Source organism: Actinotignum saccati (genome assembly GCF_051265055.1).
Lineage (GTDB): Bacteria > Actinomycetota > Actinomycetes > Actinomycetales > Actinomycetaceae > Actinotignum.
This window is the reverse complement of the sequence record NZ_JBOZCC010000003.1, coordinates 114,088-127,296: the sequence shown is the minus strand read 5'-3', so window position 1 is coordinate 127,296 and position 13,209 is coordinate 114,088. Positions and strand designations below refer to the sequence as shown.

General features: G+C 60.6%; 10 protein-coding genes and 2 tRNA genes. 1 reads left to right on the top strand and 11 read right to left on the bottom strand.

The features are described 5' to 3' along the window. Nucleotides 1-336: 336 nt before the first annotated feature. From ACRQEC_RS03380 to gyrB, 7 genes are all read right to left on the bottom strand, one after another. A tRNA-Ala gene (locus ACRQEC_RS03380) sits at nucleotides 337-412 on the bottom strand. Then, nucleotides 412-537 (bottom strand): hypothetical protein, encoded by a 126-nt coding sequence (locus ACRQEC_RS03375; protein WP_257960159.1) that lies wholly within the window; start codon nucleotides 535-537, stop codon nucleotides 412-414. Before ACRQEC_RS03375 ends, ACRQEC_RS03380 begins: the two co-directional genes overlap by 1 nt. Before the next feature lie 17 nt (nucleotides 538-554). After that, nucleotides 555-628, bottom strand: a tRNA-Ile gene (locus ACRQEC_RS03370). 183 nt (nucleotides 629-811) lie between these two features. Further along, nucleotides 812-1,501 (bottom strand): YczE/YyaS/YitT family protein, encoded by a 690-nt coding sequence (locus ACRQEC_RS03365; RefSeq protein ID WP_284889877.1) that lies wholly within the window; start codon nucleotides 1,499-1,501, stop codon nucleotides 812-814. Then, entirely contained in the window at nucleotides 1,494-2,159 is a 666-nt protein-coding gene (locus tag ACRQEC_RS03360; protein WP_301575031.1) for a DUF3566 domain-containing protein, read from the bottom strand. Before ACRQEC_RS03360 ends, ACRQEC_RS03365 begins: the two co-directional genes overlap by 8 nt. 1 nt (nucleotide 2,160) lies before the next feature. Beyond that, a complete protein-coding gene (gene gyrA, locus ACRQEC_RS03355; protein WP_284889879.1) occupies nucleotides 2,161-4,785 on the bottom strand; it encodes a DNA gyrase subunit A in 2,625 nt (874 codons plus the stop codon). Between the two features lie 14 nt (nucleotides 4,786-4,799). Continuing rightward, complete coding sequence (gene gyrB, locus ACRQEC_RS03350) at nucleotides 4,800-6,917, bottom strand: DNA topoisomerase (ATP-hydrolyzing) subunit B (protein ID WP_284889880.1); 2,118 nt, start codon at nucleotides 6,915-6,917, stop codon at nucleotides 4,800-4,802. A 148-nt stretch (nucleotides 6,918-7,065) separates the two neighbouring features. Between gyrB and ACRQEC_RS03345 the strand changes: the two genes are divergently transcribed. Next, a complete protein-coding gene (locus tag ACRQEC_RS03345) occupies nucleotides 7,066-7,437 on the top strand; it encodes a metallopeptidase family protein (protein WP_284889978.1) in 372 nt (123 codons plus the stop codon). A 96-nt stretch (nucleotides 7,438-7,533) separates the two neighbouring features. Here the strand turns inward: ACRQEC_RS03345 and ACRQEC_RS03340 are convergent, their stop codons facing one another. From ACRQEC_RS03340 to dnaA, 4 genes are all read right to left on the bottom strand, one after another. Then, nucleotides 7,534-8,124: a DciA family protein gene (locus ACRQEC_RS03340; RefSeq protein WP_284889881.1), complete on the bottom strand. Its 591-nt coding sequence runs from the start codon at nucleotides 8,122-8,124 to the stop codon at nucleotides 7,534-7,536. Continuing rightward, nucleotides 8,114-9,403 carry a DNA replication/repair protein RecF gene (gene recF, locus ACRQEC_RS03335; RefSeq protein WP_284889882.1) on the bottom strand — a complete coding sequence of 430 codons (1,290 nt, stop codon included), beginning with the start codon at nucleotides 9,401-9,403 and terminating at the stop codon, nucleotides 8,114-8,116. Before recF ends, ACRQEC_RS03340 begins: the two co-directional genes overlap by 11 nt. Before the next feature lie 13 nt (nucleotides 9,404-9,416). Next, nucleotides 9,417-10,547: a DNA polymerase III subunit beta gene (gene dnaN, locus ACRQEC_RS03330; RefSeq protein ID WP_284889883.1), complete on the bottom strand. Its 1,131-nt coding sequence runs from the start codon at nucleotides 10,545-10,547 to the stop codon at nucleotides 9,417-9,419. Nucleotides 10,548-11,200: 653 nt separating this feature from the next. Next, nucleotides 11,201-12,904 (bottom strand): chromosomal replication initiator protein DnaA, encoded by a 1,704-nt coding sequence (dnaA, locus tag ACRQEC_RS03325; protein ID WP_284889884.1) that lies wholly within the window; start codon nucleotides 12,902-12,904, stop codon nucleotides 11,201-11,203. Nucleotides 12,905-13,209: the final 305 nt, after the last annotated feature.

Here is a 13,209-nt window from a genome sequence, read left to right as displayed (position 1 = left end):
CGTAGGATTGCTCGCGAAGACCCCGGAACGATCACCAGCCTCGGCTGAATCGCCGGGGTTACGTTTATCCTGAATGGGCCTCGGCTTCCGGCTTCACAGAATGTACATTTCGGACCTAACGGGCCGCAAAATGTACGTCAGGAACATAAATCCAGCTGAAAACTGTCACCCTCGTACATTTTGCTGACGAGACTGGCAAGGCCGGTAGGCCGGCGGGCCGCCAGCCTCACAACCGCTCGGATGCCCAAGTGTGTATAAGACACCCAAAAACAAGAGAAAACGGTGCTCATACACACACTTTGCGGGCGGGATAAAGGCTGAGCATCAAGGAAAATCTGGTGGAGCTAAGGGGACTCGAACCCCTAACCCCCTGCTTGCAAAGCAGGTGCGCTACCAATTGCGCCATAGCCCCTAAGATTCCGGCGCGGGATCCGGAACGTGGTGCCAACGAGAATGCTCATCCATCACGTGCACCAGGGCAGCGACAGCACAACATCCAGCAGCAAGCGAACCGAGGAAGAAACCAACCCGTTTCATAACCCTCCTCGTAACCGTGGGCCTAGATGGACTCGAACCATCGACCTCAGTCTTATCAGGACTGCGCTCTAACCAACTGAGCTATAGGCCCGGTGACCACATGAGTTTACACCGGCGAGCCGCCGTTTCCAAATCGTTTCGCTTGCGGTTCGCGTCACACCGGCCCGATGGCGTGCGCAAACGCCGTTTTCACGCCCAGGAACCCGCATCTGCGCGCGTATTTTTTACGACGACGCCGGCGCCGGCTTCGCCGGCGCGCCCGGCCGGCTGGTGGCTAGGCGAGCCGGAGCAGGCGGCGCAGCGGCACCCCGAGCCAGGGAGTCACCAGGCGGATGGCCGGGCCGGTGAGCACCGCCGCCGCCAGGGTGCCTTCTCGCACGCCCACGAGCTCCCCGAGCACCGCGAACGACAATGCGGTGGCCAGAGCAACCAGGGCGGCGTCGTTATAGACCTTGATGGCGCCGAAATTAGTCCAGCGATGCACGCCGAAGCGGCGCACTGTTTTTCGGTAGATCGCGATGACCACGCCTTCGCCGGCGTTGACGACCGCCCCGGAGCTCACCTCCACGCAGATACCCACCGCGAGCACCGCCACGCCGCCCAGGCACAGCAGCCACTGCTGGGTGTAGCTCGAATACGTGATCGGGCCGAGGATCGCGCCGGCCGCGTCGATACCCGTGGCCATGAACAGGGCCATCGGTAATTGCAGGAATTCCAGCGGCGGGAATTCGCGGCGCAGCAAAGCCAGCTGGATCACGATGAAGACCACGTGCATGCACCCGGTCAGGGTGCCCACAGAGATCGGCGTCATCCGCGAAACCACGTAGGGGAGGGAAGAAATCGGGGAAGTACCCAGATCGGAGGCAATAGCCAGCTGGATACCGAAGCCCATAATGAACAGGCCCAGGGCCAGCACAAGGTAGCGGATAACCCACAGCCACCACGGGGCGTGCGCCCTACTCATCGGTGACTGTCAAGCGCAGTCCTCCCACCAGAGCCGCGAAGAGGTTATAGATCAGCGCCGCGATCGCGGAGAGCGCGGTCAGAAGCACAATATGAATAATCCCCACCAGCACGGCGAAAGCCATCCAGCGACCAAATTCCATGTATTCGCCCACCCGCAGCAATTCTTCGTTGCCGAGGGTCTCAAATAGATCCGACATCTGGGAGAACACGTGCATGCCGTCCAGCACGAACCAAATGAGCATCATCGCGATCACGATCATCACGCCAATCGCCACGGACAGCAGGAAGCCGATTTTCATGGCGGACATCGGCTCGACCTTGGCGATGGTCATCCGGATCCGGCGAATGCCCACGGTTTGCTTCGCGGGAGCAGCGCCTTCCGGGGCGGAAACCCGAGGATAGGCACTAGCCCGATGCCCGGTTGCGGCCCCGCCCGCGGCCGGGCCAGCTGATCCGCTGGCGGCCCGCCCCGGGGCGCCAGCGGCGCCGTCGTACTGCATAGCTGAATGCGCCGGCGCGGAAGCAGTAGAAGCAGCCGGACCGGTGTGGCCCTCCGCCGCCGCGGGCATGGCCCCGCGCACCCGGGTGGCCTCCAGCCCCGCGCGCTCACGCCCGCGGCCGGACCCGCGTTCCGGAGTGTGTTGTGTATCTGTCATCTCAGTTCTCCAAGGTTTCAGCGGCCGGTTCTGTAGGTTCCGCATGTTCCGCGGCTGCCGTAGGTTCCGTCACCTCAGCAGCTTCCGAAGATTCCGCGGATGCCTCCGCTGCCGCCTGCTCGCCTGCGGCGGGGACCTCTTCTTCGATCTCCACCTCAGCATTACGCGCGACAGCAATAATTCTGTCACCCTTATCGGGCCGCACGAAAGTAACGCCCTGGGTGTTGCGGCCGGTGAGCGACACTTCATCAACCGCGGCGCGCATCACCTTGCCCGATTCCATAATAGCGAGCACCTCGTCACCGCTGGACACCATGAGCGCGCCCACCAGATCGCCGCGGGCCTCGGTCAGCTTCGCCACCTTAATACCCATGCCGTTACGGCCCTGCACCCGGTATTCATCCGCGCTGGTCCGCTTGGCAAAGCCCTGCTCGGTCATGACGAATACCTGGGAGTCATCATGCACAACGTCCATGGTCAGCAACGAATCATCCCCGCGGAATTTCATACCCGTCACCCCGGAAGCCGCCCGGCCCATCGGCCGCAGCGATTCGGCATCCGCGGTGAACCGCAAGGACATGCCGTGGCGGGAGACGAGCAGCAGGTCATCGGCCTCATCCACGAGGGAAGCGGCCACCACCTCATCGCTGGACCCATCCGCCAGCTCGCGCAGCTTAATCGCAATCAAACCGCCCGAGCGCGGGGAATCGTAATCCTGGAGCGGGGTCTTCTTCACCAGCCCGGACTTCGTGGCGAGCACCAGGTACTTCGCGTCCTCGTAACTGCGGATCGAACGCACCGCCGCGATCGTTTCCCCAGGCTGGAAGGCCAGCAGATTCGCCACGTGCTGGCCCTTGGCATCGCGCCCACCTTCGGGAAGCTCGTAGCCCTTGAGGCGATACACCCGTCCCAGGTTCGTGAAGAACAAATGCCAATCGTGGGTGGAGGCAATCCCGAAGTGATCGACCACATCATCCACGCGCAGCGAGGCCCCACGAATCCCCTTACCGCCGCGATGCTGGGCGCGGTATTCGCTCACCTTGGTGCGCTTGACGTAACCCGAACGCGTGACAGTAACCACCACGTCCTCTTCGGGGATGAGGTCTTCCACGCTCATTTCGCCGTCGTAGGGAAGGATGGTGGTGCGCCGGTCATCACCGTACTTGTCGGTAATGGCCTGGAGTTCTTCGGAAATAATGGAACGCTGGCGATCCTCCGAAGCCAGAATCCCGCGGTAGTCCTCCACGAGGGCCCGCTTTTCTTCGTATTCATCCAGGATCTTCTGGCGTTCCAGGGCGGCCAGGCGGCGCAGCTGCATTTCCAGAATCGCATTGGCCTGGTCCTCATCAATATCGAGGAGCTCCATAAGGCCAGTGCGGGCCACATCCACGGTGGCCGAAGCCCGAATCAGCGCAATAACTTCATCAAGAGCATCGAGAGCCTTGAGGTAGCCCTCCAGAATATGCATGCGCTTGAGCGCTTCGTTGAGGCGGTATTCAGTGCGCCGGCGAATCACGTCCATCTGGTGCGCGACCCAGTGCCGCACAAAACCGTCCAGGGAAAGCGTACGCGGCACCCCGTCCACCAGCGCCAACATATTCGCCGGGAAATTATTTTGCAGTTGCGTATGCTTGTAGAGATTATTGAGGACTACCTTCGGTACCGCGTCGCGTTTGAGAACGACGACGATCCGCTGGCCGGCCCGCCCGGAGGTCTCATCGCGAATATCAGCAATGCCCGGGAGGCGGCCATCCTTAATGCCCTCCACCATTTTGTCCAGCAGCCGATCCGGATTGACCTGGTAGGGCAGATCGGTGATAACCAGGCAGGTGCGGCCCCCGATTTCATCGACTTCCACCACGGCGCGCTGGGTGATAGACCCGCGCCCGGTCCGGTAGGCATCCTCGATACCGCGAGTACCTAGAATCGTTGCCCCGGTGGGGAAATCCGGGCCCTTGATGCGGCGCATGAGCTCACCCAGGAGTTCTTCCCGGGAAGTATCCGGGTGGGCGAGGTACCACTGCACGCCGTCATTCACTTCGCGCAGGTTATGCGGGGGAATGCGGGTGGCCATACCCACCGCGATACCTTCGGAGCCGTTGACCAGCAGGTTCGGGAAGCGGGAGGTGAGGATGGTCGGTTCCATAAGCGAGCCATCGTAATTCGGCTCGAAATCAACCGTATTTTCCTTGATATCCCGCACCATTTCCAGGGCGAGGGGGGCCATACGCGCTTCCGTGTAGCGCGGGGCGGCCGCCCCCAAATCACCGGAGGTACCGAAGTTTCCTTGGCCCGATACCAGCGGGTAGCGCATGGACCAGGGTTGGGCCAGGCGCACCATCGTGTCATAAATCGCGGCGTCGCCGTGGGGGTGGTAGTGCCCCATAACATCGCCCACGATTTTCGCTGACTTGGAGAAGGAGGAATCTGGCCGGTATCCGCCGTCGTACATCGCGTAGATAACGCGCCGATGCACGGGCTTGAGGCCGTCGCGCACGTCCGGCAGCGCGCGACCCACAATAACGGACATGGCGTAATCGAGGTAGGAACTCTCCATTTCGCGCTGGAGATCCACCTCCATAATCGCGCCGTGATTATACGTGGACGTCGTTTCGCTTTCGCTCATAATGATGACAAATCCTAGATATCGAGGAAGCGCACGTCGTGCGCATTACGTTGAATGAAGCCGCGGCGAGAATCCACATCTTCGCCCATGAGAACGCTGAAGGTTTCGTCTGTTGCGGCGGCCTCCCCGATGGAGACCTGCTTGAGGGTGCGGAATTCCGGATTCATGGTGGTATCCCACAGTTCTTCCGCGTTCATTTCACCCAGACCCTTGTAGCGCTGGATGCGCTGGGATTCTTCGCGGGGCAGCCGCCATCCCTTTTCTTTGCCTTCTTCGAGCACCTCATCGCGTTCCCGATCCGAGAACACGTAAGAATGCGGGGCGTTCGTCCATTTGATGCGGTAGAGCGGGGGCATGGCCAGGAAGACGTGCCCGGCTTCGATCAGCGGGCGCATATAGCGGTACACCAGGGTGAGCAGGAGGGTCGCGATATGCGAGCCGTCCACATCCGCATCGGCCATGAAAATAATCTTGTGGTAGCGCAGCTTATCGATATCGAATTCATCGCCGATGCCGGTGCCGAAAGCGGTGATAAGCGATTGGATGGTATCCGAGGAAAGCGCCCGATCCAGGCGAGCCTTTTCCACGTTGAGGATCTTGCCGCGGATGGGCATAATCGCCTGGTGTTCCGGATCGCGCCCGTTCACCGCGCTACCACCGGCGGAATCACCCTCCACGATGAAAATTTCGCATTCCTCGGGTTTATTCGAGGTGCAATCCTTGAGCTTGCCGGGCATAGAGGCCGATTCCAGCACGGATTTACGGCGGGTGGCTTCCCGGGCTTTGCGGGCCGCGGCACGCGCGGCAAAAGCTTGGGTACCCTTGCGGATAATTTCTTTGGCATCCGCCGGGTGAGAATCAAGCCAATCGCTGAGCTGGGTGTACATCTGCTGCTGCACGAAAGTGCGCGCTTCGGTATTCCCAAGCTTGGTTTTGGTCTGCCCTTCGAATTGGGGGTTGCCCAATTTCACGGAGATCACCGCGGTAAGACCTTCGCGCACATCATCACCGGAAAGATTCGGGTCTTTATCTTTGAGGAGCCCGTGTTCGCGCGCGTACTTATTAATCACCGAGGTGAGGGCGGAGCGGAAGCCTTCTTCGTGCATCCCGCCTTCGGTGGTGTTAATGGTATTCGCGAAGGTATTGACCGATTCGGAGTAGGCCGAGGTCCACTGCATGGCCACTTCCACTTCGATCTGCTTCTCATCATCTTCAGCTTCGAAGTAGATGATGTCGTTATTGATGATGTCCGATTTCTTCATCGAGTTGAGGAACTTGACGTAGTCAAGCAGCCCGCCGGAATAGCAATAGGACACTTCGCGCTTAGCCGGAACCTCCGCGGCGCTTTCCCCTTCTGCCCCAGTGACTTCATCGCCTTCCGAGGTGGCGGAGCAGCGTTCATCAATGAGGTTGATACGCAGGTTCTTATTGAGGAAGGCCATCTGGTGGAAACGCTTGCGCAGCGTTTCGAAATCATAATCCGTGGTTTCGAAAATATCCGGATTAGCCCAGAAGGTTTGGGTGGTTCCCGTTTCGGTGGTTTCTTCCCCGCGTTCCAGTTCCCGGGTGGGTACCCCGTTTTCGTAGGCGATGCGCCATACATAGCCATCGCGTTTGACGATGGTTTCCATCCGGGTGGACAGCGCATTCACCACAGACACACCCACGCCGTGTAGGCCGCCGGACACCGCGTAGCCGCCCTGGCCGAATTTTCCGCCGGCGTGCAGCACGGTCATGACGACTTCCACCGCGGGGCGCCCTTCGGTGGGATGCATATCCACCGGAATACCGCGCCCGTTATCTTCCACGCGCACCCCGCCATCTTCACGCAGGGTCACCGTGATGGTATCCGCGTAGCCGGCCAGCGCCTCATCAACCGAATTGTCTACAACTTCGTAGACCAGGTGGTGCAGACCGCGCTCCCCGGTGGAGCCGATATACATACCGGGGCGCTTGCGCACCGCCTCCAGGCCCTCGAGGACGGTAATATTCGATGCGTCATAGGACTGATCGGGGGATACTTCGCCGACGTGATGCGCAGGGCCCTGCGGGGCCGGATTCTGCTCCGGCTGCGAGGCCGGGTTTTGTTCCGGCTGCTGCACCGGTTCGGGATGACTCGTTGTTTCCGACACGCGCGGAACACTCCTTCAGGCTAACTCTCAAAAATGGGCCTCTCCCGCGTTGACCGCCGTTCTGGTAGGTACCTACGCTGGAGAGTCCCTCGTCTATTCTAGCCTATAAGCAGCTATGAAACTGAGACGGAGGACCGCTGTGCTGGAGATGTCCGAGCAAGAATTCGAGGAGGCGGTGGCCGATGCCATCGATCTGCTTCCCGAGGCTTTCCTCGCCTCCCTTCCCAATGTGGTGTTTTTGGTGGAGGAGGAACCCGAGCCCGATATGCTCCGCCCGGAAGATTACGATGAGGACGGCCTGCCCGCGGTACTCGGTTTTTACGACGGAGTAGCGCTGACCGAGCGCGGGGACGACGCCGGCTTACTTCCCGACCGCATCTTTATTTTCCGCGGCCCACTCATGCGCTGGTGCGAAACGCGCGAAGAATTGGTGGAGGAAATCGGGGTCACCATTATCCACGAGGTCGGGCATTTTTACGGTTTGAACGACGACGCCCTGCACGCCCTGGGCTGGGAATAGCCAGCATCGGTGCGCCGGGCTGGCCGTGGGTATCGGGGCTGACGGTTCGGGTTTGCCTACGGATAAGCGGGCCGGGCTATCCGTGAGTATCCAGTACTATCCGTAGGTATCGCGGGGTCCGCGGCCGGGAACCGAGAGCGGCCCGTGCTTCCAGCTGGGCCGATGCGGGCCCAAAATCACAATCTCCTTGACAATCCCCTCCCCTATTTCGGCGGCAATCCGCCCGGAAAGGGTTGCGAGAAGCGCGCGCATCTGAGTTTTCCACGAGGTGGACGAGGCGCGCAGGGTGAGAACGCCGTCGTCGGAAAAATCTTCGATACGGCAGTGCCGCGCCACATTCGGTCCCACAATCGCATCCCAGCGCGCGGAGACGGAGGCGATATCGAGGTGGCTTTGCCAGCCGCGGTCGCGGATGGTGCGGGCCAGGAGTTCACCGATCGGATGCGGGTCGCGCCAGGAGGGCCTGGCCCCGGATCCCACATCGCCCCAGCCCGGGCCGGGGCTGGCCACCGGGTCGCCGATGCGATCAGCCGCGCCATTTTCACCGGGCGCTCCCGCGCCGCTCGCCGCGAGGTAGCGGGGTGCGGCAGCGGGGCGGCGGGTGCGCACATCTCCGCGCCGGAACGCGGCTTCCCGGGCGGCATCCAGGGCGTGGAGCGCGAAAAGATCGCCGGCATCACGCGCCATCGCCCACCTCCTTGGGAATCGCGCTGCCAGCGGCTTCTTCCGGTATCACGCTAGCGGAGGCCTCTTCAGTCACCGCACCATCGCGAACCTCCCCGGTAATGCTGCCGGCCGCGATATGGAGGCGGTCCCCGCGCAAGCTTTCGGGCAGGTCATCACCCACCGCGGCGGTCACAATCACCTGCTCCGCGCCGGCCACCAGCTCGGCCAGGCGTTCGCGGCGCCGGGCATCAAGTTCGGCAAAAACATCGTCGAGGAGGAGGATAGGTTCGCCATCCTCACTCAGTAATTTCCAGCAGGCCAGGCGCAGCGCGAGGGCGAAACTCCAACTTTCCCCGTGGCTCGCATAGCCTTTGGCCGGCAGACTCCCCAAAGATAAGCGCAGATCATCGCGATGCGGGCCCACCAGGTTCACGCCCCGCTCAATTTCTTGATCCCGGCGTTCATCCAGCTGGGAACGCAGCAAAGCCCGGGCGGTTTCCACATCGCGCAGTGCTTCTTCCTGGGCGGTGACGGCGTGGCAGCTGGCGTCGTCGTCGTTTAAAAGCGCGGCGGCATCGGGCAGGGTGAAGGTACCGCGCCACGCATTCGCCGCGTAATCGAGGCGGGCGTGGCCGCGGTTGCCGGAGACCACGTTGTACATGTCGGTGACGTACGGGCGCAGGCGCGCCACCAATTCGGCGCGGGCGGCCACGATCTGGGCGGCGAGCGCGGCTAGTTGCTCGTCCCACACATCAATCGCGGCGTGGTCCACGGCTTTCCCGCGGCGGCGCGCAGCCCCGGCCGTTTTGAGGAGGGCGGCGCGCTGGCGGATCACCCGCTCGTATTCGCTTTTTACGGAAGCGAGACGCGGGCGGAGCTGGACCATGAGGTCGTCCAGGAAAGCGCGCCGGACCGCGGGTTCGCCGCGCACAAGCGCCAAATCTTCGGGAGCGAAAAGCACCGCGCGGATCGTGCCCAGAATTTCTATCGGGCGCACGTTCCCGCGATTGAGGCGGGCTCGGTTGGCGCGCCCGGCGTAAATTTCCACTTCCACGGTGGTGGGCGATTCGCCGCGCAGCACCCGGGCCTGCACCACGCCGGCGGCGGCACCCTGGCGGATCAGCGCATTATCGGAGGAGACCCGGTGGGAGGTGAGGGTGGCCAGGTAGCCAATGGCCTCCACCAGATTGGTTTTCCCCTGGCCATTTTCGCCCACGAGGATGGTCACCCCGGGGCGGAAACGAGCCACTTCACGCCGGTAATTACGAAAATCCGCCAGCGCTAAGTCAGAGATGTACACTCACACCCGCGCCTTAGGAGTAGGTGCGAATCGGCATGAGGAGGAGGCGGAACTCATCCGTATCGGAGCCGGTTTCTTCGGGCTGGCCGGTAATAACCGCTGGTTTCGTGGGACTGGTGAAGGACAGGCGCACGAAAGGCGTATCCACCGCGGTCAGGCCGTCTTGCAGGTAGGCCGGGTTGAAAGCCATCGCAATATCTTCCCCGGTAAGGGTGGCCGGCAGGGCTTCGCTGGTTTGTGCCGAATCGTTTTGACCAGCGTCCAAAACCACGCTGCCTTCGCTGAAACTCAAGCGCACCGCACTATTTTTTTCGACGACGAGCCGCGCACGCTTGATGGCATCGAGCAGCATGAGGCGATCAATCACGGCGTACCCATTGACGGTATCCGGGAAAAGGGCCCGCACCTGCGGGTAATCCCCGTCGATAAGGCGGGCTACGTTCTGGCGGTCCGCGGCGCGGAAACCGATGAGGCCGGTACGCCCGCTGGTATCCAGGGTCATACGCACATTACCCACCGAGCTGAGGGACTTGGCAATATCGGACAGGCGGCTGGCCCGCACCAGGATACGCGCGGAAATCTGCGGATCTTCCGGTTCCCAGGTAAGGTTAGCGATGGCCAGGCGATAGCGGTCCGTTGCCATGAGAGCAATATTTTCGCCATTGATTTCGATGCAGACCGAGACGAGAAGCGGGAGGGTGTCATCGGTGGAGGCGGCGGTGACGGCCTGGGCCACCGCGTGCTGCCAGGCAGCACCGTCCACCACGCCGGAAACCCCATCGAGAGGCGGGGCTGCCGGGTAATCTTCCAGCGGCATCGAAGTCATCACCATGCGCGAAGAACCGCATTGCAGATCAAGTTTGGTGCCCTCAACCGTGAGGTCAATGGGCTTATTGGGCAACGCGCGGGCGTATTCGGCCAGCAGGCGCCCGTGCACCAAAATGGTTCCGGCTTCTTCCACATCCCCGGTGATTTCAGCGTAGGAGGAAATATCAGGATCGTAGGAGGAAAGCGCAATGACGCCGGTGTCTTTGGCTTCGATTTTGATCCCGGAGAGGATGGGCAGCGAAGGGCGGGTGGGGATAGTGCGTGCCGTCCACGAGACGGCGTCCGCGAAGACATCGTGTTCAATCCGCAATTTCACAGCGAACCTTCCTCCCAATAACAAGAAACGTCTAGGGCTACTTTACGCGAGGGAGGGCCCGGAAGGAAAAGAATTTAGCGGCTTTGTAATTACACCAGTGTAATTTACGGTGCGCGGGTGCACCGGCCCTCGGCAACCGTTTGTTGTTCATGCGGGTGTTAATAGGTAGTGGTAGTAGTAGGTGCTGTGGACACTGTGGAAATGTGTTCGAAACGGCGTGAGCATGCGGATCTGGGCTGTGGATGAGCCTGTGGACGGCGCTGTGGATAATATGGGTTTTCGGGGGATGAGACACTTTGGGCTTTCGGCTATCCACCGCTAAATCTCGCCGATCCGCTTAATTTACGCCCGTGTCCACAGCTTATCCGCAAGCCCTGTGGATAGCGTTCGCGCAGGTCATGTGGGTGAGGAAACAGAGCGGTTTGTGAGGCGGGCTGTGAGCGGGCTGTGCGCCGCACGTGGCAGATGAGGTGCCAGAGGTGAAACATGACTTGGCTCATTTAGTCAGATTTTAACGGGCGGGCGCGCCGGATTGGTACAGGAAAGCATGGGGAAAGCGCGGGAATAAGCCGAAAAGTCGCTTCGAAGGCGTGGAGTCCGTTTAGTCAGGTGGCGGCGTCGTCGTACTAAACGCGAGCTACGGCGTTACAGCGCTACTCCGCCTGGCTGGCGGCTTGCTTAATACGCACGGAGAGCTCGGAGACCTGGTTGTAGGTGGTCTGCCGCTCGGCCATCTGCTTATCGATTTTGCGATACGCGTGCATGACGGTGGTGTGGTCGCGCCCGCCGAAAAGCGAACCGATTTTCGGGAGGGACAGATCCGTCATTTCGCGGCACAGGTACATGGCGATTTGCCGCGCGGTCACCGGGATTCGGGAACGATCCGCGCTGGTCAGGTCGTCAATGGTGATGGAGAAGTAATTCGCGGTCTGCGCCATGATGAGGCTCGGCTTAATATCCACCGAGTCCGGATTAGTGATGAGATCCTTGAGAACCATCTCGGAAAGAGTGAGCGAAACCGGCTGTTTGGACAGATCCGCGAAGGCGGTGACCCGGCGCAGCGCCCCTTCCATTTCACGCACATTCGTGGTCATATGCGTGGCGATATATTCATGCACTTCGCGCGGCACACTAATGCCGTCCACGTGCGCTTTCTTTTCCAGAATGGCGATACGAGTTTCCAGATTCGGGCGGTCAATACTGGCCACCACCCCGGAATTGAAACGCGAGAGCATCCGCTCTTCAAAACCGTTGAGCAGATTCGGCGCCACATCGGAGGTAATAACAATCTGCTTATTGGAATTCGTCAGGGCGTTGAAGGTGTGGAAGAACTCCTCCACGGTGGTATCGCGCCCGCCAATGAACTGAATATCGTCGATCAGCAAAATATCGACCTTGCGGAAAGAATCCTTGAATTCGCTTTGTCGCCCGTCACGCACCGCGTTAATAAAAGCGTTGGTGAATTCTTCGGCGCTGATATAGCGCACGTGAATATTCGGGTAGAGCGAAATCGCATAATTCCCGATCGCGTGCATAAGATGCGTTTTCCCCATCCCGGAATCCGAGTAGAGGAACAACGGATTATAGGTAGTCCCGGGCGCTTCCGAGACCGCTAGCGAGGTCGCGGTGGGAAAACGATTCGAATCCCCAATCACGAAATTATCGAAAGTATATTTCGGGTTGAGCCCGGCGGCCGTCGACATCGCCGCAAACGACGGATCGGCCGAGTTCCCGTAAATCTTTTCTTCCCCGGAGGCCATCGTTTGGGTGGCGAGCGAGGTCGGTTCGGTTGTTTCGACCGGCGCGGCCGCGTGTGGCGCCGGTACGTGCGATGCGGTTATATGTGGTGCCGGTGTATGTGGCGCGGTTGCGTGGGTGGCAGTGAGGGCCGACGGCGCAGCTGGAGCCACCGGCTCGCCCGGCACATCAGGAAAAGCTCCCGGTTCCTCCAGGGTGAAATCCCGGTAGGTCGCGGATTTATTCCATTCCGAATCCGGGGAAAGCGCGGTGGGCGTTTCCGCCCGGCGCGGAGCCGGAGCGGCCTCAACGGGCCGGGATTCGCGGCGCTCAGTAGCCGGAAGCGGGGATTCATTCACGCTTGGATCAATGGAAATCACCAGGCGAATGCTGTGGCCCAGAATATTGGAGAGCGCCCCGGTCATGAGATCGGCAACGTGCTCCTCGATCCAGTTCTTCACGAACTCGGATCCCACCACGATCATAAAAATGTCCTCGGCGGTGGCCAGCGGGTGGGCCATGCGCACAAAAGCGGATTGCGAATCGGAGAGATCGCCCTGCATACGCAGCAATTCCAAGGCGGCAAGCCAAGCATCGCGCGCGGGGTTCATCTCCGCCATGACATCCTCCTGAGGACTCTTTCAAGAAAAAAGGGGGCGAGCCTCGCAGCCAGGTGATCCGAGCGCCGTTGATGATCACGACTGTAAGTTTCACGGTATCTGGTGAGGCCATGCCCTATCTGTCTGCCTATCGTAGGTGAATGACGCGCAACACGCTAACGAGTTATCCACAGGCTTCTCCACACCTGTGGAAATTACATCTCTGTTATTCACAGGTCACTTGCGCGCTGTGGAGCCTTAAAAACCTATCCTCAGATTTTTCCACAGATGTGTATAGGCCGAAAAAATTGCTTTGGTACGTGTTT

Excerpts from the sequence above, each read along its gene's own strand:
- ACRQEC_RS03375 (WP_257960159.1), bottom strand. The coding sequence starts at position 537 with ATGAAACGGGTTGGTTTCTTCCTCGGTTCGCTTGCTGCTGGATGTTGT.
- ACRQEC_RS03365 (WP_284889877.1), bottom strand. The coding sequence starts at position 1,501 with ATGAGTAGGGCGCACGCCCCGTGGTGGCTGTGGGTTATCCGCTACCTT.
- ACRQEC_RS03360 (WP_301575031.1), bottom strand. The coding sequence starts at position 2,159 with ATGACAGATACACAACACACTCCGGAACGCGGGTCCGGCCGCGGGCGT.
- gyrA (WP_284889879.1), bottom strand. The coding sequence starts at position 4,785 with ATGAGCGAAAGCGAAACGACGTCCACGTATAATCACGGCGCGATTATG.
- ACRQEC_RS03345 (WP_284889978.1), top strand. The coding sequence starts at position 7,066 with ATGTCCGAGCAAGAATTCGAGGAGGCGGTGGCCGATGCCATCGATCTG.
- ACRQEC_RS03340 (WP_284889881.1), bottom strand. The coding sequence starts at position 8,124 with ATGGCGCGTGATGCCGGCGATCTTTTCGCGCTCCACGCCCTGGATGCC.
- dnaA (WP_284889884.1), bottom strand. The coding sequence starts at position 12,904 with ATGGCGGAGATGAACCCCGCGCGCGATGCTTGGCTTGCCGCCTTGGAA.